The sequence below is a fragment of the Sphingobium cyanobacteriorum genome, from assembly GCF_030580935.1.
GTDB lineage: Bacteria > Pseudomonadota > Alphaproteobacteria > Sphingomonadales > Sphingomonadaceae > Sphingobium > Sphingobium cyanobacteriorum.
Map to the genome: position 1 here is coordinate 37,351 of NZ_JAUQOM010000012.1, position 21,083 is coordinate 58,433.

The following is a 21,083-nucleotide window of genomic DNA, read 5'->3' on the forward strand; positions in this document are numbered from 1 at the left end:
CCTCTTTCGATCTTGGCAGAACTATTCAAAGGTCAAATCAAATCATCCGGCTCTGTCTCACGGTATCGTCGGACGCGCATCGCTCTGCTTGGTCGCCCGGTGGAGGGCTGTGACGCGCTTGACTTGTGCGATGCTGCAACCCGCCAGCGCCGCCGTTTTCGCTATGCTCATCCCAGCCTCACGAAGTGAGACGATGCGGCGATGATGGGCCAAGTCTGGTTTTCGACCGGTGTAGCGTCCCTCCCGCTTGGCGATCGCTATGCCTTCCCGCTGCCGCTCGCGGCGCAGTTCGTAATCATCGCGAGCGGTCTGAAGCGCAACCCTCAGTAACATGTCTTGAATTGCCTCTAGGACGATGCGCGTCACCCCGCCATTGTCCTCGGCAAGATCGGTAAGATCCACGATTCCTGGTACGGCTAGCCTCGCTCCCTTGTCGCGGATAGCGGTGACGAGCCTCTCCGCCTCAGCCAGCGGCAGGCGACTGATCCGATCGATCTTTTCGGCGATAACCACTTCGCCCATTTGCAGGTCGGCTATCATGCGAAGCAACTCGGGCCTGTCAGGACGCGCGCCGGAAGCCTTCTCGCGATAAACAGCTGCGACATAATACCCCGCGGCACGCGAGGACACGACCATCGCCTCTTGTCGTTCAAGATCCTGCTCGTCGGTGCTGACGCGCAGGTACACGCGAGCAGCGCGGACTGTCGTACTCATGTTGGCTCCGTTGGGTACACCCTTGTGAGCCACCCCTGCGACAGCCGGCTCGGAATAGCAAGCACCGATCCTGTCGAGCCTAGCTCAGGAACCCAGGCCTAAGTAGCTGCCGGGCACGGATATGAACGATCATCGATCACCAAACGCGTTGAAGAGCTTCGCTTTGCGCTATCCGTCAGTGCCGATGTCCGGTAAGGTCTGGTGGTTGGGTCAGCCAAGCGAGTTCGGTGCAAATGGAAGCACAGAGGGTTAAGATTGTGGACGGAGGTAAGCTCGTGATCCCGGCAGCAATGCGCCGCGAGCTCGGGATCACCACGGGTGACACCGTTCTCGTCGATGTGGACGATGGCGAGTTGAGGGTACGTTCCGTGCCTAAAGCACTGGAACGTGCTCGCGCGATCCTGCGCAAGTATGTGCCCGAAGGCGTCGGCTTGGCTGACGAGCTGATCGCGGAGCGTCGGCGTGAGGCGGAGCGTGAGTAGCAAGGTCGTACTCGACGCCTCCGCCCTGCTCTGCGTGCTGAACGACGAACCTGGGGCGGATCGGGTAGTCGATGTCCTGACCCGCAGCATCATTGGAACGGCCAACCTTGCCGAGGTCGTCTCCAAGCTTCGGGACCGAGGATTGCCGCTCGACGAGGTGCGTGAGGCGCTTGGCGGGCTGCACCTCGATGTCCGGCCGCTCTCTCCTGGCCAGGCACTAATAGTCGGCGACCTCCGGCCATCAACGAAGGCGCTTGGTCTGTCCCTCGGCGACCGGGCATGCCTCGCTTTGGCAATAGACCTGCAAGCGGAGATGTTCACGACGGACGGACCGCTGGCGAGTGCCGAGGTCGGCATCAGCATCACCAATGTGCGACCGCTGGCAGAGTAGTCGCACATTCGTGCTTTTGGGTGCGGATCGGCAGATTGCCATGCAGAAAGGGCGTATGTGACCGAGCAGCAAGCGCCGACGCGCAACGGCAGACGCGGAGTTAGCCGGGACCAGAATACAGGTGACGTAACACGGGCGCCGAAGCTCTCTCCGCTCAACCCACCCCTTTCGTTCCCTGTCCGTTCTGGGTATGGTGCAACAGCTGCGAGCGGCGCAGGATCAGTGGGTCATGGCTGAAACCGAGATCGAATGGACTGACGCGACATGGAATCCAGTCGCCGGCTGCTCGATCGTGAGCGCCGGCTGTAGTCATTGCTATGCGATGGAAATGGCGCGCCGTCTCGAAGCGATGGGCGTCGAAAAATACGTCGGGCTCACACGGCGCAGCGGCCGGCGCACCATCTGGCAAGGTGTCGTGCGCGAGGATCCGGCCGCGCTGACAATCCCATACCGTTGGAGAAAGCCGCGCAAGATCTTCGTCAACTCGATGAGCGACCTCTTCCACGAAGGCGTCAGCGATGCGTTCATTCGGGCTGTATGGCAGGTCATGCGCGAAACGCCCCGTCACCACTATCAGATACTCACCAAGCGCCCTGAGCGCATGGCGGCGGTAGTTACCCGACTGATCGGTGACGTCCTACCCAACGTCTGGTTGGGCACCAGCATCGAGGATGCCGAGGTCGTGAGGCGTGCCGACTACCTTCGCGCGGTGCCTGCAGCCATCCGCTTTATCTCGTTCGAGCCGCTGATTGGGCCGGTTGGCGCGATTGATCTCACTGGTATCGATTGGGCGATCGTGGGCGGTGAAAGTGGCCGCTCAGCGCGACCGATCCGCGAGGCCTGGGTGGATGAGATCCATGATCAGTGCATCGCCTACGAGACAGCCTTCTTTTTCAAACAATGGGGCACCTGGGGTAAGGACAACAAGAGGCGCTCCAAAAAGGCGAACGGACGCGAATACCGCGGGCAGACCTGGGATGAAATGCCCAGCGGTTTTACAGCCGCTCTATGATCAGCTTGGAAGCGCCAGGATTGCATGGCCGAGAAACCCTATAGCTGGGCGAGCGGGGCGACGCTCGAGGATCACTCCCGACGCAAGCACAAGATACTCGGCGAGTATTTCGCACAATATCTTGGCGTCCGCTGTCAGCTCCCTCAGCAGACCCAGTTCCGGCTGGCGATCGTCGATGGTTTCGCGGGCGGTGGCCGGTACGCCTGCGGCACACCAGGTTCGCCGCTTATCTTCATCGAGGAGCTGCGGCGTGCAATCGACACGATCAACACGATGCGCGCGGCACAGGGTTTCGGCCTCGTGTCGATGGAATGCTTGCTCGTGCTCAACGATCAGAGCCCGGCAGCGATCGACAGCCTGCGCGCCAACGTTGCGCCGCTCCAGGCCGAGATCGTCGGCAACGTGCCCCGGCTCCATCTCCGGGTCGAGTATCTGACCGAGAGCTTCGAGACGGCCTATCCTACGATCAAGAAGCTGCTCGCGCAGGGACGCTATCGCAACCTAATCTTTAATCTCGACCAATGCGGTCATAGTCACGTCGAGCGTACTACCCTTCTCGACATCATGCGGTCGAACCCTTCTGTCGAGATATTCTACACGTTCGCTATCGAGGCGCTGCTCTCCTTCCTGCAGAAATCAGACCCGGTGCAGCTTGCCGCGCAGCTTCGTCCGTTCGGGATCGAAGCTACCGAGCTCGAGCAGCTTGAAGGGGCGATGAGCAAGAACCTGTGGCTTGGCGCAGCGGAGCGGCTCGTGTTCGAGACCTTTCGGACCTGCGCGCCGTTCGTAAGTCCATTCTCTATCAATAATCCGGGAGGGTGGCGCTACTGGCTGATCCACTTCGCGAACATCTACCGCGCCCGACAAGTCTATAATAACGTACTCCATCAGAACAGCACCACCCAAGCGCACTTCGGCCGGTCTGGGCTCAACATGCTGTCCTATGATCCGAGCCACGATGGTGGTGCGCTGTATCTCTTCGATCTCTCTGGTCGCGAAGAGGCTCGCAACCAGCTGCTCGTCGATATTCCGCGCCTAATCTCAGAGTCCGGCGATGTCATCGAAGTGGGAGATTTCTACGAGGGCATATACAACGCAACGCCAGCCCACACCGACGATGTGCATCAGGCGATAATCGAGAACCCCGATGTTCAAGTCATTACGCCCGGAGGCGGCGAGCGCCGCAGCGCGAATGCTATCGGTGTCGGAGACGTGCTGAAGCTCAAGCGCCAGAAAAGCTTCTTTCCGATGTTTCTCAACGCGGGTGGAAACTAAGATCGGCCTATTCGGAAAGCTGATCGTCCACTGTTTCAGGCAAACGTCTACCGCTTCAGGGCGAGCCATGCAGTGGCAGTTCCGTCCACTGTTTCAGGAAAACCTACAGATCCGATAGCCAGTCTGCGACCCCGAAAGACCGTACGGACCTGATCGAACCGACATGCCTAGCGACGCGACGAACCAGCCGGCGGCCAAAGGCAACGACCTTGATGCGATCGTGGCCGGTGCGGTGGTGGTGCTGGATCAGGTCACTTCGCTCGAGCCTTACCTTCCCGATCTCTCGCCTGGCGACCGCGAGCGCGTCGACGCCTATGTCGGCCGCGCCTCGGCGGATGCGACGCTGCGCGCATACAAGTCCGACTGGCGGCTGTTCTGCGCCTGGTGCGCCGAGGCAGGATATCGGCCGCTGCCAGCGACGCCGGCAACCGTCGCCGCGTTCCTGACGCTGCTCGCCGAGACCGGCTTTTCGCCGCGTGAGCCATTGCGCACTAAGGGTGGTCGGATCATCCCGCGCCAGGAACCGCGGCCACTCGGCAAGGCGACGATCGGCCGACGCCTCGCCGCGATCGTGTTTGCGCATCGCGCCGCTGACATGGAGCCGCCGACCACCCAGCCTGATGCCTCCCGTCTGGAAAAAGCGCTGCGCGCGATCCGCAAGGACAAGCGAGACGAGCTGCCCGCCAAAAAGCGTGCCGCCGATGGCGACGTCCTGCGCGACATGCTGCGCAGCGTTATCGGCGAAGATTTGCGCGCCTACCGCGACCGCGCGCTGCTCGCGATTGGCATGGCGGGCGCGTTTCGGCGCTCCGAGCTGGTGGCGATCACGGTCGGCCGCGTTTCGGAGGACAGCCGCGGGCTGCTAGTACGGATTGGGTCGTCGAAGACCGACCAGGAAGGCAAAGGCCATACCGTCGCGATCCCCGACGGCCGTCGCCTCGAGCCGGTGCGGCACTACCGAGCCTGGCTTGAGTTGGCGGGGATCAGCGAGGGGCCGGTGTTCCGCAAGCTGACCCCGCAGGGCCGGCTCACCGACAAGGCGATGAGCGCGCAGGGTGTTGCGCTGGTAGTGAAGGCGGCGGCGCTGGCGGCTGGCTACCCGCCCGAGCTGTTTTCAGGCCACAGCCTGCGCGCCGGGTTCCTTACCGAAGCTGGTCGGCAGAATGCTAACTTGTTCAAGATGAAGGAGCATAGCCGCCACGCGTCGCTCGAGATGGTCGCCGAATACGTCCGGGACCACGAGCGCTTTCGCGAACACGCCGGCGAGGGCTTCCTATGACTTACGGCAAGGCGGGCAGGCATGTGCAGGCACATGCGAACGAGCCCGGTGGACCTACCCCGCTGGCGCGGCGCTTACTGACCCGCGTACGAGTTTTGACAACCTGGTGAGACCTACCTGATTTCCTTGTCAATGAAGCCCAACGTTGTGGCATTCTCGATGAGAGTACGGACCTTACCCTTATCCATGCCAGACGGCACCTCGGCATCGATCTCGAGCTTAAGCGCGACTTCGCTGCCCGGCATTGTCGTGAGCTGTTCGACGATCGCTTCTACGATCTGGTGGATTTCGCGAGCCGGCCGTTCGGCCGAGATCATTACTGTTCCAAGGAAGCGCGTTGGGTTTCGCTCTGGAGGCGGAACATCGGGGGCGCCGTGAGGCGATGACGTAGTGGATGAACCACCTTCAGGTGCAGGCGAGCCACCACCAACAGGTATTTCCCGTTGTGAGGGTGCTGGACGGTGCGCCTCGGCCACGCCCGGCTTGATGATGACGCTTTCCCCATCGATGACGACTGCCGCATTGACAGCCCGCTCGATTGCGAGGCCAAGGTATGTGTCGGTCTTCTCGTCCCACTTTTCGGCATAGGCGAAGGGGCCGGGCAGCATCCCGCCGACCGCCGCCTGGACGGCCTTTACCAGCACGTCCTTATTTTTGACGCGTGGCAGGTAGGTGTAGCGGTTTAGATACTCCCATAGATCCTTAAGGGAGAGATGCGGCTTGCCGTTCCAGATGTATTTCTGGAGATCGCGGTCGAGGCGCGTCGGTCCCAGCTCGGCGAGAAGCCCCTCCTCGCCGACCAGTTTCTTGCTGGCACGGGCCAACAGACCGTCCTGAGCCGGCACCTTGCCCGAAACCCACTCGACCTCAGCCTGCGCGCTCTCCTGAACCGGGTAATGCAGGTAGCACCACGCCTCCCTCAGACGTGTTTTCACCGTCTCGTTGGCTTCGGCGAGCTTGGCCTTGGCGAGAGCGTCATCGCTTTGCGTAAGGTTGAGGCGATCCTTCTCCTTGACGATCTCGCCCCATGCCAGAGCCGCGCGCACGGCATCCTTCAGGTTATCGAGCTGGCGTGCCTCTGCGGCGATGAACACGAGCATGTTCCGGTACACGCGCGGCGTGCTGCCGCGCTGGAGAAGCATCTCCTTCGCCTCGACCAATGCTTCGGAGCCATCGCGACCGTTATGGGGGTGAGCTACCCCCAGCACGACCGCGCGCACGCCGCCCGCTTCGTCAGGCACTTCAGCCGAGGACGTGGGAGCCACCTGCACAGCGTCGAAGTGGCCCCGATCAGCGATGCCGTTGATGTATTTGGCTAGCTCGCGGTCGATCTCCATCAACACCAATTGCGCATCGAGCTGACCCGCCTTGTCCGCCGCGATCCGGTTGAGACTGGCCGACATGGAATACCAGTAGCGACCCAGATCCGCGTGCATGAACTTGGCCTGGTTCGTCAGGCGCCGAAGAGCGTCACCAAAGATGGCGGGTCGCTCGCCGGGCTGAACGACACCCAGGTTGATCTGCTTGTCGTCGAGGCCGGTATTCTGCTGCGCGTGCGTCGGTGCCGTTCCCATGAAGATCGCACGCGCGATGCGACGGGTCGCCGAGTAACGGTTCAGGTTCGGCGCCGCCTGATCCACCTTGTACGGGGTGGCGGCCGTCCCATCGACATCGGCGGCGATGATCGACTGCCAACTGACGTCAAGGTAATGCAGAAGCTCGGGTTCGACGCGCGGTGAGCTGACCGACACGCTGCCAGGCATGATCATCACCGACGGGTCGCCGCTCATCCACAGCTCGTGAATCACCTGCGCCATGAGACGCAACACACCACGCGTCCGCTGAAACTTTTCCAGCGAACCCCAGCAGGTATAGAGTTGATCGAACAGCTCGGGGTGAATCGGGTACGCCTTCTCCAGCTTCCGCCGATAATCCTCATCGGCACAACCCTGCGGGAAGTCGTTGGCGTTCTCCCGGTACAGCTTCGCGAACTGCTTCAGGGTGTTATCGCGATGGTGGAACCTGTCGCCCGGGATTTCCTTGAAAAGGCGCCGGCGGACGATCTCATAGCTCTCTTCCTGAGAGGCAGGGCGCCACGACGATTCGACGCGACTGAAGGTCTGTTTCAGGCGGGCAAGAGCCTCTTGGCCCCCTTCTCCGCCGACCTCGATCTGCGACGCCGGCAGCGAAGCAACGAGCAAGGTGCCGGGGCTCGCCTTTACCGCCTCCGTGAGGGATTGAACGAAGGACAGGTTGGCATCGAAGGAGCCGGAGGGAAGCCCCTCCACTCGGTAGATCTGGCGCAGGTACGCCACCCACTCGTCGATGAGGACCAGGCAGGGAGAATATTTCCTGAAGATCGCCTCGAGCATGTTCGATCCCGGCGCGATCCCCTTCGCGTCGTTCTCGGCGATCATGTCGAACGCCTCCTCGCCGCCGAGCTGCCACGCCAGCTCGCCCCAGGTGGTCCGGATCTTGCGGTCCCCCGCTGCATTCAGGACGTCCTGAGGGCCGCGAGAGGTGCCGACGAGAACCGCACGGTTGATGTCGGTGGGAACGGTAAGCCCGTGCCGCTCAAGGAGCTGATCGAGCCCGGACAGATCATGCGCCGGCGTTCCGCCAGCCATATGGTAGAGGGCCAGCATCGAGTGCGTCTTACCGCCCCCGAAATTGGTTTGCAGCTCCACCACAGGATCGCCGCCGCCGCCCGAAAGACGCTTCGCGGCACCGACCAAGAGGGTGCTCAGGCCTTCGGTCAGATAGGTCCGGCTGAAGAACTGCTGGGGGTCGCGGTACTCTGCCGGCGCGCTGCCGGCATGGACCTTCCCGAGATCGGCCGCGAACTCGGCTTGCTGGAACTCGCCGGTTGCAACGTCCTGATGGGGCTCGACCACCTCGCGCCACGGGAGCAGGCCGGCTACGGTCTCAACGGAGATATCGAGGCGCTGCGTCTTCCGGCGCTCCTCATTCCGCTGAAGCTCTGAAAACTTGGTGCGCAGGATGGTGTCGCGCATCTTTCCGAGCTGGTCGGCGACGTCGCCGGCGCTGATCGACTCCATGAGCCGACGCATGGAGTCCAAGGCGCGTTCGGCGTCGTCGTATGTGAACGTCTCATTGTGCGAGAGCTTGTTCCGGACATCCTGTCCGTCGTCAGAACATTCGGCACAACTCGCGGCGTAGATTAGCGGAGTGCGGATCTCGTCAGGGGGTTGATGTTAGGCGGCGAACTTGCGGTGCTGCAAGCGCCGATGTTCGATGGTCTGTCGCTTGATCCTTTCGCGCAGTTTGATGATTGCCGGAGCCCTGCCGAAGTAGGCATCGGCAGGCGTCACGTTGGCCAGGCTCTCGTGGTATCGCTGGTGATTGTAGTGCTCGACGAAGGTCTCGATGTGGGCTTCGAGGTCGCCGGGCAGGAAGTAGTTTTCCAGCAAGATGCGGTTTTTCAGGGTCTGGTGCCAGCGCTCGATCTTGCCCTGGGTTTGGGGATGACACGGGGCGCCGCGGACATGGCTCATCTTCCGGGCCTCGATGTATTCCGCCAGCTCACCCGCGATGTAGCTGGGGCCATTATCGCTGAGTAGGCGGGGTTTGTGCAGCACCGTGGCGCTGTCGCAACCAGAAGCCGCCAGGGCGAGGTCCAGCGTGTCGGTGACGTCCTCGGCTCGCATGTTGGTGCACAGCTTCCAGGCGATGATGTAGCGTGAGAAGTCGTCGAGCACGGTCGACAGATACATCCAGCCCCACCCGATGATCTTGAAGTAGGTGAAGTCGGTCTGCCACATCTCGTTCGGCCGCGTGGTTTTCGTGTGGAACTGATCGGCAGCCTTGATCACGACATAGGCCGGGCTGGTGATCAGGTCGTGGGCCTTCAACAAGCGGTAAACCGTGGATTCCGACACGAAGTAGCGCTGCCCATCGGTGAAGCGCACGGCCAGTTCCCGGGGGCTCAGCTCAGACTGTTCCAGCGCCAGCTCGATGATCTGGTCGTGGATGCCCGCCGGGATGCGGTTCCACACCCGGCTCGGCGCCGATGGCCGATCTTCCAACGCCTCCGGCCCGCCTTCGAGGTAGCGATCATACCAGCGGTAGAATGTCCGACGAGGGATGCCGAGTTGGTCCAGCGTGCGCTTGGCCGACAGGTGCGACTGCTCGACGGTTCTGATGATCTCGAGCTTCTCGGATGCGGGATACCTCATTCGTCGTTGCCCCCATCCGCGACCATGCTTTTTTTGAGCAGACGGTTTTCCAGTGTCAGATCGGCCACGCATTCCTTCAGGGCCCGGGCTTCGCGGCGCAGGTCCTGGACCTCTCCGGTGGTCGCGGCACGGGCGGTGTCGCCGGCCAGGCGGCGCTTGCCAGCTTCCATGAACTCCTTCGACCAGGTGTAATACAGGCTCTGGGCAATGCCTTCCTTGCGGCATAGCTCGGCGATGCTGTCTTCCCCGCGCAGGCCATCCAGCACGATGCGGATCTTGTCCTCGGCCGAAAAGTGGCGCCGGGTCTGTCGGCGGATGTCCTTCACTATCCGCTCTGCTGGGGCCTTGGCGGGCGATTTTACATCGGAGGATCTGGGCTTCATCTTCGTTCCTTCGTCACTACGACGAAGCCCAGATCCTCCTTAAATCACAACCTCAAATCTGTGCCATTGGTGCTGACGGCGGACAGTTGATCGCCTGATCGCCGATCCAGTCTACCGAAAGTATCTGTGCCGCCTGCGCAGACGCAATACCGCGCACAGATGCGCCGTTCCGAATTTCTTCGAGCTCAGCCACGCAAACCTCCTGCCATCCTCAAGAGCCTGTTCATTCTGCGAACTCGGCTCTCTCAAGCGCAGCTTCGGTCTCGTTCCGGTTGATCACGACAATGTGCTGGCTCCGCGCTGGACGCTTGGCCGCGTCACCGAGGAGACCTAGCCTTTTGAGGACGTAGAAAAGCATGGCGTATCGTATGGTGAGAACGGCTGATCCATTCTCCATACCGTAGTCCTTGGCGACGACTGATTTCTGATTGGGCGTTAGATCAGGATGTGGCCCAATCTCGACCCCAAAACGTTCCTGCCACAACTCATCTGACTGAACGCTCACGCCGCTGTCGCCAAACTCCCCGAAGTTCAAGATTCGCGGCAGCAGGAAGTCCTTAAACTTGTCGGTGACATGGCAGTAGGCTCTCACGTGCCAGCGGAAACCGTCGTAGCCGAAGGCATGCGGCGTTATTCGTCGCCAAGTCGGATCCGGACGCTCTCGACTCATCGATTGATATTGAACGTCGATAGAACGATTTTCTCTTACTGCGCTCAGCACCGAACGAAGTACGCCGGCATCGATGTCCCGGCGCGGTGTCAGCGCAATGTCAGTATCTGGAACCTCGGTGATCCACGATTCTGTCAGGTCGATAAGGCCCTCCGCTACCGAACGCAGTCGGGAGAGATAGCCGTCAGGATCTGGCCTCAGGAATCGCGGCTTGAACCGCTCACTCGCAACGTACCGTTTGGCGCTCTTGTCGTAAAACGCATTGTGGGGTGCCCGCTCCTGGTAGAGGGTCAGATCCTTGGATGCCTGTGGCACCGATACGTCGAACATATCGATGATGTCCGAGCGATTGACCCCGCCTTCCCAGAACAGGCGGAATTCAATGAATTCCAGGCGTCGCTCTACCCCCCACTTCAAAGCTGACGCGACGTCCGCCATCCAAACTCAAACTCCAAGATGCGGATAGAAAGTATATGGACACATCCGCGCGACACGTTTAGTTTCTATCCCCATCACGGATTCGCGTCAAGCGTGCCGGAACCGATTTAAGGAGGCTAGCATGCCAAAGGGCGGAACGAAGGGGGAAGTGACCAGCAAGCGTGCGGCGAGCGCCGCATCGAAGGTTCTCCGTGATCCAAAATCAAGTGTGGCGGCGAAAACGGCTGCGGCCTCTGCACTGACCCAGCGCCCGAATAAGTCGCGAGGAGACCGGCGATGATTGCCATCATGAGCAACCGGCGGACTACCGTCGCCCACGGACGCCTGGCTATGCGGGAGCTTCGCCTCGACGCCGCGCGCCACCGCCGCCACGGCCGGCAGATCATGTCGTTCGAACAGCTGGCGGTCCGCCTCGCCGGCGGCTTTGCAAGGCCGATCGACGACGAAAGCCTTCGCACCGCGATCCAGGCCGTCCTCCCGAACACCCCGCTCGGCGAACTCGAAAGCATCAAGCTCCTGCCTGGAATGGTCGACGCCTCGGCCGACACGCTGCACAAGGCTTGGCGCGCCGGCATAGACCTGGCCTGCCGCGCCCACGAGCATCCGCGTCTCGATTCCATTGCGCGTCTCGAAGCGGCGGTACTGGCGCAGCTGCCGTCGGGCATGATGCGGCCCTGCGACCTGGTCGCGGCTGCCTGTCAGCGCCTCGATCACGCTAAGGCCGTTCTAGGGCCGGTCGAGATCGTCGGCATTACCGAGCTGTCGCCGTGCTGGCGTCCGCTGCTTCACGCGCTGACGGGCTACACTCCGGTGACCTGGACGGCGGGCCCGCGGCCGACGCCGCCCTGGCTCGAAGCGACCGGCGTTATCGTGACGCGCGATGCGCCGCAGGCTCCGGCGGTTCGGGCGGAAAGCGCGGCGACGGCGTATCATGAGGCCATCGAGGCGATCCGCTGGGCGCGGGCGCTGCTGGCTTCGGGTGAGGCCGAGCCGGCGGACATCGCGATCGCCGCCGCCTCGACGGCGGACTATGATGACCATTTCCTGTCGCTTCGCGCCGACGCGAACCTCGACCTGCACTTCATCCACGGGATCAAGGTCACCACCACTCGCGAGGGTCAGGCGGCCGCCGCGCTCGCCGACATCCTCGTTCGCGGCTTGTCGCAGAGCCGGATGCGCCGTCTCGCGGCGCTGTGCGGGTCCGAGGCCGGTCCGTTCCAGACGCTGCCGGTGGGCTGGTTGCGCATCTTGCCGACCGACGCGCCGCTTGCCTCGGTCTCGGCCTGGACGCGTCTGCTCGGGCGCCTGACCGCCGCGGACTGGCCTGACGAGCAAGACCACACCCCCACCTTGCGCGGCATCGTCGAGCTTCTGGGCAAGGGCCACAGCGCCGCCGAGGAGATCGGCGCGGCGCTGCTCAGCGGCCGCGCCCTGGCAATCTGGCGCAAGGCGCTGCTGGCGGGGCCGACCGGGTCGCTCGACACGACGCTGGAGAATCTCAAGCAGGACGACGGCCTCGAGGCCTGCGTATCCGTCGCCTGGATGCCCGCCAGCGCCCTGGCCGCGTCGCCGCGCCGGTTCGTCCGCTTGATCGGGCTGAACTCGTCCCGCTGGCCGCGGAGCATCTCCGAAGACCGCCTGATCTCCGATCACGTCATTCCGACCGCCGAACTCGATCCCCTGCCGGTCGCGGCGGCCGATCGCCGGGACTTCGAGACGATCCTCGCCACGACCGAACGCCAGGTGGTTCTGTCGCGCGCGCGCCGCGACAGTGAAGGGCGGCTCCTCGGCCGCAGCTCGCTGCTCGGCGCCTATGGCGAGGAAAACTACGTCCGCCGCAACGCGGTCCCGGCTCACGCCTTCAGCGAGACCGACCGGTTGATGGCGCGCCCGCAGGAGTTTGCCGGCGAGCCCCAAGCGGTCGCCGCCACGGCCTGCTGGCGCAACTGGCACCGCAAGGAGATCACGCCGCACGACGGCCTGGTGCGCGCCGACCACCCGCTCTTGCTGGCCATCCTCGACCGCACCCAGTCGGCAAGCTCGCTTCGCCTCCTCCTGCGCAGCCCGCTCGGCTTCGTCTGGCGCTACGCGATGCGGCTGCGGATGCCCGAGAGCGGCGCCGATCCGCTCGTGCTCGACGCCCTTGGCATGGGCGACCTCGTCCACATGACGCTCGATCTGGCGCTCCAGAAGTTGGAGGCCGCCGGCGGTCTGGCCAAGGCCGACGAGGCGCAGATCGCAGCCACCGTGCAGGAGGCCGCGCGCGAGGTCGCCGGGGTCTGGGAGAGCGAACGCGCTGTGCCGCCGGAGGTGATCTGGCGCCGGACGCTCGACGACGCCCGCGTCCTGACGAGCCGCGCGCTCACCTATGGCGACGAACGGCTGCCGGACGCCCGTTCCTATGGGGAAGTCGCCTTTGGCGGCTTGGAGCCAAAGTCGGACGCTGACAGCCCCTGGGATTCCAAGATCCCGGTCGAAATCCCCGGCGCGGGCTTCCGCATCAACGGCTACATCGACCGTCTCGACCTGTCGGGCGACGGCAAGCGCGCCCTGGTCCGCGACTACAAGACCGGCCGCCTGCCCAGGGAGGACATCAGCCTCGACGGTGGCCGCGAGTTGCAGCGCTGCCTCTACGCCTTCGCCGTCAAGGCGCTGCTCGGGTCCGAGGTCTCGATCAGCGCCTCGCTGCTCTTCCCGCGCGAGCAAGTCGATCTCCAGCTCGCCGATCCGGAAGCCACCCTGCTCGAGATCACCAGCTATCTGCAGGCGGCGCGCGCCAACCTGACCGCCGGGTACGCCCTGATCGGGCCCGACACCGGCGGAACCTATGACGACCTCGCCTTCGCCCTCCCGGCGAACGCAGGCGCGACCTACTGCAAACGCAAGCTGCCCGCCGCGACCGAGATGTTCGGCGACGCCGCGCAAGTCTGGGAGGCCCAGTGATGATCGCCGCAAGCAAAGCCCTGCGCGACGACAATGCCCGCCGCGCTGCGATCAGCGTCCATGACCGGTCCATCCTGGTGGAGGCCGGCGCGGGTTCGGGCAAGACCGCCGTCATGGCCGGCCGCATCGCCGCCATGCTGGCCGAAGGGGTCGCGCCCAAGTCGATCGCGGCCGTCACCTTCACCGAACTGGCCGCGAGCGAGCTTTTGATCCGCGTGCGCGACTTCGTCGCCGACCTCGTAGTGGGCACGATCCCGACCGAACTGCGGATCGCCTTTCCGGACGGTCTTTCGGAAATCCACAAGGCCAACCTCGCGGCGGCCTCGGCGGCGGTCGACGAGATCACCTGCTCGACGATCCACGGCTTCTGCCAGCGCCTGATCAAGCCCTATCCGGTCGAAGCCGACATCGACCCGGGCGCCGGCGTGATGGACCGCAACCAGGCCGACCTCGCCTTCATCGAGATTGTCGACGCCTGGCTGCGCGAGCAGCTTTCGGGCGTCCAAGGGGGCATCATCGCCGAAATGGTGCTGCAAAGCCCCGGCGAGACCGTCGGGCTGATCCACAAGATCGTCGCTAATCTGCGCAAGCGGCGCACCGTGTCGGCGCCGCCCGTGACGCCGCTCGCGCCGCATCTGCGCGCCTTCCATGACGCGACCGAGGCCTTCACGGACTTCATCCAGACCGCGCCCGCGGTCGAGGAGGAGACGGCGATGTTCGCCGAACGCCTCGCCGAGATGGCCCAGGGGATGGAGGATGCGGCGACCGCCGAAACGCCGGCCGGGCTTGTCCGGCTGCTGATGACGCCGCCGCACCCCGAGCTCTGCACCAAGAGCGGCTCGTTTCTGGCCTTCAAGAAGAAAGGCAAATGGACGGAGGCCGCCAAGCGCGAGGGCTTGGCCAAGGCCGATGGCGAGCGCCTCAACGCGGCGGCCGAGGACCACTACGCGGCGTGCTGCCAGGCGTGGCAGCTCCTGCTTCAGAATGTCGCCAGCCGCGTCTTGGCCGATCTGATCGCGCAGGTGCAGCCGGTGCTGGAGCGGTTCCGGGACTACAAGCGTTCGGCCGCCTTGCTCGATTTCGACGACCTGATCTTTGCCGCGCGCGATCTGCTGCGCGATCACGACGACGTCCGCCGCGCGCTGGGCGCGCGCTTCTCGCGGGTTCTCGTCGATGAGTTCCAGGACACCGACCCGCTGCAGACCGAAATCTTCTGGCGGCTGTGCGGGGAGCCGCCCGCCGAGGGCGCGACCGCCGATTGGACGGAGTTCCAGATCCGTCCCGGCGCGCTGTTTCTGGTCGGCGACCCGAAGCAGGCGATCTACCGCTTCCGCGGCGCCGACGTCAGCGCCTATGTCCGGGCGCGCGACGCCTTTATCGCCCAGGATGCCGACAGCGTCCTGTCGATCTCCACCAACTTCCGCTCCTGCGCGCCGATCCTCACCTATGTGAACGAGCGCTTCGAGACGCTGCTGTCGAGCGACGGTCAGCCGGGCTTCACCGCGCTCGATCCATTTCATGCCGACCGGGGCGAGGCCCCCTGCGTGGCCGCGCTGGACGTCGCCGTCGCCGACGAGAACGGCAAGGCGAGCGCCGAGCAGCAACGCGACGCAGAAGCCGAAGCCGTCGCCGAGCTGTGCGCCCGCCTGATCGGCAGCGAAATGATCCTCGATCGTCGCTCCGGCGCCAGCCGGGTCTGCCGGCCCGGCGACATCGCCCTGCTCGCGCCGACCGGAAGCGACCTGTGGCGCTACGAAGAAGCCCTTGAGCGGCACGGCATCCCGGTCGCCACCCAGGCCGGCAAGGGCCTGTTCCGGCGGCAGGAGATCCAGGATCTCATCGCGCTGACCCGCGTCCTCGCCGATCGCCGCGATACGCTCGCGCTGGGCGCGCTCCTGCGCGGCCCGCTGGTCGGTCTGACCGAGGAAGAGCTGCTCGACATCATCTGGGCGCTGCCCCGGTCCGAGGAATATCCCGACGCCCTGCCGCGCCTCGACCTCGGCGTGGAGGCCAGTACGATCTCCCACCCGCTGGCGCGCCTGGTGATCGAAAGGCTGCAAGCCCTCAATCGCCGGAGCAACAGCACCACCCCGCACGACCTGCTGTCGCAAGCGGTCGACGTGATGCGGGTGCGGCCGATCCTGCTCGCCCGCCACCGCGGCCAGGCCGAACGCGCGCTCGCCAATGTCGATCTCTATCTCAGCCTGGCCTCCGCTTTCGCGGTTCGCGGGCTGCGCGCCTTCGCCGAGACCATGACTGCGGCGTGGACCGACGAAGCCCGCGCCGTCGAGGGGCGGCCCGACGCGCAGGAAGAAGCCGTCGCGCTCTACACCATGCACGCGGCCAAGGGGCTCGAGTGGCCGATCGTCCTGCCGGTCAACACGATGACCGGCATCATGCCGGCCGAGAACGCGGTGACCGATCGCGACAGCGACACCTTCTACTGCCCGGTCTTCGGCGTGAAACCGGCCGGCTATGACGAAGTGCGCGACGCGGAAAAGGCCGAGCTCGATCGTGAGCGCGTCCGCCTCTGGTACGTCGCCGCCACTCGGGCGCGCGAGCTGCTGGTCCTGCCTCGCCTCGACGCCGCGCCGTCGAAGTCGGCCTGGATCTCGCTGCTCGACCTATCGCTCGCCGACCTCCCGGCGCTCGATGTCGCTCATCTCCCGCTGGAGATGGGTGCAGCGGCGGCGGGCGGAGGCAACCAGCAGACCCGCGAGAGCTTCGCGGCGGAAGCCGTCGCCATCGCCGAGCGCCATCGCCGGCTGACCTGGCTGGCGCCGAGCCGTGACGAAAGCAGCGCCGGCGCGGTGCTCACTCCGGAGGCGGTGGAAATCTGGGCGGCGCGCGACGACCGCCAGCCCGATACCGAGGCCGAACGCCCCAGCATCCAGGGCGGGCGCGAACGCGGGCTGATCCTGCACAAGCTGTTCGAAGAGGTGCTGACCGGCGAGACGGCGCAAGACAGCTCCGCGCTAACCGAACGGGCGCGCTCGCTCATCGCGGCGCTCGGCCGGTCGGCGGTCGAAGACCCGTCGCAGGGCCTTGCACCCGCTGAACTTGCCGGCTGTCTGGTCCGCACGCTCGCGTTGCCCGAAATCGCCGAGCTTCGTCCTGTCCTCACCCCTGAGCTCCCGGTCTATGCGTCGGCGCTCCTCGAAGAGGTCGAGCAGGCGACCGCCGGCGTCGCCGATGCCGTCGCGCTGGGTGCCGACGGCACGCTGCAGGTGGTCATCGACTGGAAGAGCGACGTCCAGCCAAGCCCTGAGACGGTCGACCACTACCGCGCCCAGGTGCGGGCCTATCTCGACATGACCGGTGCCGCGCGCGGACTGATCGTCATGTTAACAACAGGTTTGATCTACCGCGTGATGCCCTCCGGAGTTCCAATTCAGGCCGATGCCACGTCGGGAGCCTCGGTATGAACAGAGCCGATCGCCGCAGGCAGGCGAAAGATGACCTTAAGCTCGTGGCGACAGGCATTGACGTTGCCGCGCGTCGAGCGGATCAGGTTTGCGCGCTTATGCGCGTGTTCCACGAGGAAGTCTTGAGCTGCCGTCGTCGCGGCAATCTCGGTAAGCTTTACCCTCTCGCGTTCGCTAGCATGGCCAAGTCCGATCGCGCTGGCCCGCGAGACTTGATTCGATGTTCCAGAGGATGCTCGCACTGCTGCCACATGTGGGTCTCGGTCACAGCGCCTGAAGCGCTGATCATAGCGGCTCATCTCCGATCCAGTGGGCGGGACACCAAACCCTTGCTGGAACGTGCTGCTCGCACCCGAGATTTGAGCTTCGATGCGCGTGCGACGTTTGTTGCGCCCTGCCCGCTTTTAGGTGAGAATCAAGCCTGCTCGGTTTACGACGTTCGACCGATTGCCTGCCGGACTGCGACTTCTACAGACGCGGAGCTCTGCAGGCGCTCCTACCTTGAGCTGAGCGGAGAGGATATTCGTAAGCGTGGCCGGTAGGCCGCCTTGTTATTGCGGCCGGCTCTTCTGGTAGGCGAGCTTGCCAGCATGGCGGCGGATGGCGATGGCGGCGACGGCGCGCCGGATGAAGCGTTCGTCGATGTCGTCAGGGTTGTAAGGGCCGCCATACCAGTTGCGCAGTCGGTCGTGTTCCTCGTGAGTGGGGTCGCCCATGGCGTCGAGGAACATCTCGTATCCGGGCAAGCCACCGACATCCTCGGGTGGACAGCGCCGTTCGCCGGCGACGAAGCGCGGGTATTTGACGTCAGGCTCGCCGGGGCCGACCGTTTCCACGGTGATGGTGTGCCGCCAGTCGTCGCCCATGTCGTAGGTGTAGACGAGTTCTTTCATGCCCCGGTCGAGGAGGGCGGCGAGCTTCACGTTCTTGGCGGCCGCCATGCCGCTTTCCGACCACATCGGGTCCGGCACGCCGTAGCGGTGGTCGCCGGCCTCGAAGTGCCAGAGATGACAGTTCTCCCAGCCCATCGCAGCCTGGACGACATCGTGGAGCATCTTGAGGCTGGCGGTGACCGGCACGTCGACCCGGCGCCAGATGGCGGGTTCGATGTTGTCCAGGACGAGGTGCAGGCGGGCAACGGTTTCGGCGCTCATGCCGCCAGCCTGACAGGTTCGCGAGCCCAGTTCCACGGCATGAGCTCGTCCCAGCGGCTGGCGGGCCAGTCGTCGGCGACCCTGGCGATGACGTCGGCGATGTACGCCTGCGGGTCAACGCTGTTGGCCTTGCAGGTCTGGATGACGGTGTAGATCGCGGCGGCACGCTCGCCGCCCGCCCTGGAGCCGGCGAACAGCCAGTTGCGGCGACCAACGGCGACGCCGCGCAGGGCACGCTCGGCGATGTTGTTGTCGATCTCCAGGCGGCCGTCGTCGAGGAAGCGGCACAGTGCCGGCCAGCGTTTGGTGCCATAGGCGATGGCCTTGGCCATATCGGACTTGGGCGACAGGCGACGAAGGGCAGCGTCGAGCACCTCGCGCAAGGCGCCGACCAACGGCTTGGTTCGGTCCTGTCGCACTCGGTGCCGGACATCCGGTGGCTGGTCGCGCACCTCGGCTTCGACGGCATAGAGCGCGCCGAAGCGCTGGAGGATGTCGGTGGTCAGCGGCGTGGGGATGCGCTCGTGCAGGTCGAACACCTTGCGCCGGTAATGCGCCCAGCACGCTACCTCGGTGACACCGCTGCGGTACAGCCCGTCATAACCGGCATAGGCATCGGCCTGGAGGAAGCCGCGGAAGCCGGCGAGATGCGTCTGCGGGTGCGCGGCGGTCCGGTCGGGTGTGAAGCGATACCAGGTCGCGGGCGGCGCCGTGCTGCCGGACGCGCGGTCATCGGCCGCGTATACCCACAGCCGCCCGGTCGCGGTCTTGCCTCGGCCCGGGTCGAGCACCGGCACCGGCGTGTCGTCCGCATGGATCTTGTCTGCGGTCAAGACAGCATCACGGATACGGCTGACGACCGGGTCGAGCAGGACTGCGGCCTGCCCGGTCCAGCCGGCAAGGGTGGAGCGGTCGATGTCGAGGCCCTGCGCCGCCATCATCTCGGCCTGACGATAGAGCGGCAGATGGTGGTCGAACTTGGAAACGACGACATGCGCCAGCGTGGCGAAGGTCGCCTTGCCCCGCGCCACGGCGCTGACCGGCGCGGGTGCCTGCACGATTTTCTCGCAAGCCCGGCAGCTATATTTGGGGCGAACGTTGCGCACGACCCGCCAGTGGACCGGCATGACGTCGAGCATCTCGTGCGTATCCACGCCCAAGCGACGCAACATGCCGCCACAGTCCGGGCAGGTGCAGGCACCAGATGCCGGCTCATGGACTACTTCCTCGCGCGGCAAGTGGTCCGGCAGGCTGCGGACCGGTGCCGGTCGCGGCGCTACTTCGGGTGCCGCAGTCTCGACTGCGGAAACATCGCGCTCGGTTTCCAGCTCTTCCAGTGCCAGTTCGAGCTGCTCGACCTCGCGGCCCAGCTTCTCGGATGAGGCGCCGAACTGCATCCGCCGCAGCCAGGCAATCTGCCCGCGCAGGGTGTCGATGAGCAGGTCGCGGGCGACGAGCGCGGCATTGGCCCGGGCGAGCGAAGCCTCCAGCGCGGCGATCCGCGCGATGACATCAGCTGAGGAAACGGGCGCTTCCGACACCAGAATTGCATAGCAGATCGCATGCCGACGGGCGAGCAAAAGCCACGCGAAACCGCCGTTTTCAGCCCGCCAGTGTCGGCACGAACGTGCGCTCGGGCCGGCGCCAGTCGATGCCCTCCAGCAGCATCGACAGCTGCGCCGGCGTCAGCGTCACCGCGCCGGTCGCGGTCACCGGCCAGACGAAGCGGCCCCGGTCCAGCCGCTTCGAGAACAGGCACAGCCCCTGGCCATCGAACCACAGCAGCTTGACCAGATGACCGCGTTTGCCCCGGAACGCGAACAGCGCGCCGGAATGCGGATCCTCGCGCAGCACCTGCTGGACCAGCACCGCCAGCCCATCGAAGCCCTTGCGCATGTCGGTCACGCCGCAGGCCAGGAACACTCGCGTCGGCAACGGCGTCGGACTCACCTCAGCACCGACAGCACCCGCGCCAGCGCGCCGGCGTCCACCGAGCCGTCCACGCTCACCCGCACGCCACCCGCCAATTCGATGCAGATGAGGCCGGGCGTGGATGTCGCCGGCTGTGGTGCAGGAACTTCAGCCACACACACCTCGGCGAATGTTGGCAGCGCGGGCGCTATGTCGCCCAGCTTGCCCAGCCGCGCCTGCTTGCGCCACGTATACACCAGCCCGCTCGATATCTCGCGCCGCTCAAGAACATCGCGAACCCGGACGCCAGGCCGGAACGCCTCGGCCAGGATCTCCAGCTTCTCCTCGTCCGACCAACTCCGCCGGCCCGACACCCGGCCGACCACCTCCACGGACCCGAAAACTTCCCGCACCGCTATCGCCCTCGTCAAAGGCGACAAACATCCCAGCTACGGCAAAACGGGCAAGGCGGCCCGCAGGCCACGCTTACGGATATTCCAACACCCCTATTTTTCATGATGGAGAGAGCGGCCTACGCAATCGCTTTGAAGGGCGCGTTCAAGCGCGCAGGCTTAGCGACAAGCGCGTACGAGCTAAATAGTGCCCTGAGTGTCGCGTTGCTGACGCCCAATGCGGAGCAGCGTTGGCTGGCTGGCGAAGACATTTTCCGCGACGTTCAACAGGATCCTCACGGCGACCCATTCGACGAGCCGCACAACCTGCAGCTTTACCGGGCCGCTTTCGCATAAGTCTGCCCGTGCGGAGAGCACAAGAATTCGGATGGGATCAGCCACGGCAGTGAACGTGCCA

17 protein-coding genes and 1 pseudogene are annotated in these 21,083 nt (G+C 64.7%); 8 read left to right on the plus strand and 10 right to left on the minus strand.

Annotated elements, in window-relative coordinates:
- Nucleotides 1–57: 57 nt before the first annotated feature.
- Entirely contained in the window at nucleotides 58–714 is a 657-nt protein-coding gene (locus Q4610_RS17495) for a recombinase family protein (protein ID WP_046408804.1), read from the minus strand.
- Nucleotides 715–947: 233 nt separating this feature from the next.
- Between Q4610_RS17495 and Q4610_RS17500 the strand changes: the two genes are divergently transcribed.
- The 5 genes from Q4610_RS17500 to Q4610_RS17520 all read left to right on the plus strand — a co-directional run bounded on the left by Q4610_RS17500 (nucleotide 948) and on the right by Q4610_RS17520 (nucleotide 5,153).
- Nucleotides 948–1,196 (plus strand): AbrB/MazE/SpoVT family DNA-binding domain-containing protein, encoded by a 249-nt coding sequence (locus Q4610_RS17500; protein ID WP_018251286.1) that lies wholly within the window; start codon nucleotides 948–950, stop codon nucleotides 1,194–1,196.
- Nucleotides 1,189–1,587 carry a type II toxin-antitoxin system VapC family toxin gene (locus tag Q4610_RS17505; protein WP_168770732.1) on the plus strand — a complete coding sequence of 133 codons (399 nt, stop codon included), beginning with the start codon at nucleotides 1,189–1,191 and terminating at the stop codon, nucleotides 1,585–1,587. The genes Q4610_RS17500 and Q4610_RS17505 overlap by 8 nt, the downstream gene beginning before the upstream one ends.
- A gap of 229 nt (nucleotides 1,588–1,816) precedes the next feature.
- Entirely contained in the window at nucleotides 1,817–2,599 is a 783-nt protein-coding gene (locus Q4610_RS17510) for a DUF5131 family protein (RefSeq protein WP_136451937.1), read from the plus strand.
- Nucleotides 2,600–2,623: 24 nt separating this feature from the next.
- On the plus strand, nucleotides 2,624–3,874 hold the full coding sequence (locus Q4610_RS17515) for a three-Cys-motif partner protein TcmP (protein WP_136451936.1): 1,251 nt from the start codon (nucleotides 2,624–2,626) through the stop codon (nucleotides 3,872–3,874).
- A 163-nt stretch (nucleotides 3,875–4,037) separates the two neighbouring features.
- Entirely contained in the window at nucleotides 4,038–5,153 is a 1,116-nt protein-coding gene (locus tag Q4610_RS17520) for a site-specific integrase (RefSeq protein WP_304537236.1), read from the plus strand.
- Between the two features lie 113 nt (nucleotides 5,154–5,266).
- Here Q4610_RS17520 and Q4610_RS17525 read toward each other — a convergent pair.
- From Q4610_RS17525 to Q4610_RS17540, 4 genes and pseudogenes are all read right to left on the minus strand, one after another.
- A pseudogene (locus Q4610_RS17525) lies at nucleotides 5,267–8,293 on the minus strand (ATP-binding protein); the annotation flags it as partial.
- A 75-nt stretch (nucleotides 8,294–8,368) separates the two neighbouring features.
- Nucleotides 8,369–9,732 (minus strand): IS3 family transposase gene (locus Q4610_RS17530; protein WP_425262584.1). Its coding sequence is split into 2 segments (ribosomal slippage): nucleotides 8,369–9,382 and nucleotides 9,385–9,732, totalling 1,362 coding nucleotides; the frame shifts between segments, so codons are not numbered across the junction.
- Between the two features lie 52 nt (nucleotides 9,733–9,784).
- Nucleotides 9,785–9,925 carry a hypothetical protein gene (locus Q4610_RS17535; protein WP_304537238.1) on the minus strand — a complete coding sequence of 47 codons (141 nt, stop codon included), beginning with the start codon at nucleotides 9,923–9,925 and terminating at the stop codon, nucleotides 9,785–9,787.
- A gap of 30 nt (nucleotides 9,926–9,955) precedes the next feature.
- Nucleotides 9,956–10,840, minus strand: a complete 885-nt coding sequence (locus Q4610_RS17540) for a WYL domain-containing protein (protein ID WP_304537239.1) — start codon at nucleotides 10,838–10,840, stop codon at nucleotides 9,956–9,958.
- Between the two features lie 276 nt (nucleotides 10,841–11,116).
- Here Q4610_RS17540 and Q4610_RS17545 point away from each other — a divergent pair, with 276 nt between their 5' ends.
- A complete protein-coding gene (locus tag Q4610_RS17545) occupies nucleotides 11,117–13,783 on the plus strand; it encodes a PD-(D/E)XK nuclease family protein (protein ID WP_304537240.1) in 2,667 nt (888 codons plus the stop codon).
- The gene (locus Q4610_RS17550) at nucleotides 13,783–17,208 is read left to right on the plus strand and encodes a UvrD-helicase domain-containing protein (protein WP_304537241.1); all 3,426 of its coding nucleotides are present in this window, start codon (nucleotides 13,783–13,785) and stop codon (nucleotides 17,206–17,208) included. The genes Q4610_RS17545 and Q4610_RS17550 overlap by 1 nt, the downstream gene beginning before the upstream one ends.
- On the opposite strand, the gene Q4610_RS17555 is transcribed toward Q4610_RS17550, so the two are convergent.
- A complete protein-coding gene (locus tag Q4610_RS17555; protein WP_304537242.1) occupies nucleotides 17,175–17,507 on the minus strand; it encodes a hypothetical protein in 333 nt (110 codons plus the stop codon). The genes Q4610_RS17550 and Q4610_RS17555 overlap by 34 nt on opposite strands.
- Here Q4610_RS17555 and Q4610_RS21850 point away from each other — a divergent pair.
- A complete protein-coding gene (locus tag Q4610_RS21850) occupies nucleotides 17,460–17,750 on the plus strand; it encodes a YkgJ family cysteine cluster protein (RefSeq protein WP_425262585.1) in 291 nt (96 codons plus the stop codon). The two genes, Q4610_RS17555 and Q4610_RS21850, sit on opposite strands and share 48 nt — an antisense overlap.
- A gap of 9 nt (nucleotides 17,751–17,759) precedes the next feature.
- Here Q4610_RS21850 and Q4610_RS17560 read toward each other — a convergent pair whose 3' ends face one another.
- From Q4610_RS17560 to tnpA, 4 genes are read right to left on the minus strand one after another with little or no spacing between them, the layout of a single operon-like run.
- Entirely contained in the window at nucleotides 17,760–18,362 is a 603-nt protein-coding gene (locus Q4610_RS17560) for a plasmid pRiA4b ORF-3 family protein (protein WP_304537243.1), read from the minus strand.
- Nucleotides 18,359–19,921: an IS66 family transposase gene (tnpC, locus tag Q4610_RS17565; protein ID WP_425262586.1), complete on the minus strand. Its 1,563-nt coding sequence runs from the start codon at nucleotides 19,919–19,921 to the stop codon at nucleotides 18,359–18,361. The genes Q4610_RS17560 and tnpC overlap by 4 nt, the downstream gene beginning before the upstream one ends.
- Before the next feature lie 43 nt (nucleotides 19,922–19,964).
- Nucleotides 19,965–20,312, minus strand: coding sequence for an IS66 family insertion sequence element accessory protein TnpB (gene tnpB, locus Q4610_RS17570; RefSeq protein ID WP_304537245.1), 348 nt, complete (start codon nucleotides 20,310–20,312; stop codon nucleotides 19,965–19,967).
- Nucleotides 20,309–20,704, minus strand: coding sequence for an IS66-like element accessory protein TnpA (gene tnpA, locus Q4610_RS17575; protein WP_304537246.1), 396 nt, complete (start codon nucleotides 20,702–20,704; stop codon nucleotides 20,309–20,311). Before tnpA ends, tnpB begins: the two co-directional genes overlap by 4 nt.
- Between the last annotated feature and the right edge of the window lie 379 nt (nucleotides 20,705–21,083).

What these genes read in the sequence shown, in the direction of transcription:
- Q4610_RS17495 (WP_046408804.1), bottom strand. Translation starts at nt 714, where the DNA reads ATGAGTACGACAGTCCGCGCTGCTCGCGTGTACCTGCGCGTCAGCACC.
- Q4610_RS17500 (WP_018251286.1), top strand. Translation starts at nt 948, where the DNA reads ATGGAAGCACAGAGGGTTAAGATTGTGGACGGAGGTAAGCTCGTGATC.
- Q4610_RS17510 (WP_136451937.1), top strand. Translation starts at nt 1,817, where the DNA reads ATGGCTGAAACCGAGATCGAATGGACTGACGCGACATGGAATCCAGTC.
- Q4610_RS17515 (WP_136451936.1), top strand. Translation starts at nt 2,624, where the DNA reads ATGGCCGAGAAACCCTATAGCTGGGCGAGCGGGGCGACGCTCGAGGAT.
- Q4610_RS17520 (WP_304537236.1), top strand. Translation starts at nt 4,038, where the DNA reads ATGCCTAGCGACGCGACGAACCAGCCGGCGGCCAAAGGCAACGACCTT.
- Q4610_RS17540 (WP_304537239.1), bottom strand. Translation starts at nt 10,840, where the DNA reads ATGGCGGACGTCGCGTCAGCTTTGAAGTGGGGGGTAGAGCGACGCCTG.
- Q4610_RS17545 (WP_304537240.1), top strand. Translation starts at nt 11,117, where the DNA reads ATGATTGCCATCATGAGCAACCGGCGGACTACCGTCGCCCACGGACGC.
- Q4610_RS17550 (WP_304537241.1), top strand. Translation starts at nt 13,783, where the DNA reads ATGATCGCCGCAAGCAAAGCCCTGCGCGACGACAATGCCCGCCGCGCT.
- Q4610_RS21850 (WP_425262585.1), top strand. Translation starts at nt 17,460, where the DNA reads ATGTGGGTCTCGGTCACAGCGCCTGAAGCGCTGATCATAGCGGCTCAT.
- Q4610_RS17555 (WP_304537242.1), bottom strand. Translation starts at nt 17,507, where the DNA reads ATGAGCCGCTATGATCAGCGCTTCAGGCGCTGTGACCGAGACCCACAT.
- Q4610_RS17560 (WP_304537243.1), bottom strand. Translation starts at nt 18,362, where the DNA reads ATGAGCGCCGAAACCGTTGCCCGCCTGCACCTCGTCCTGGACAACATC.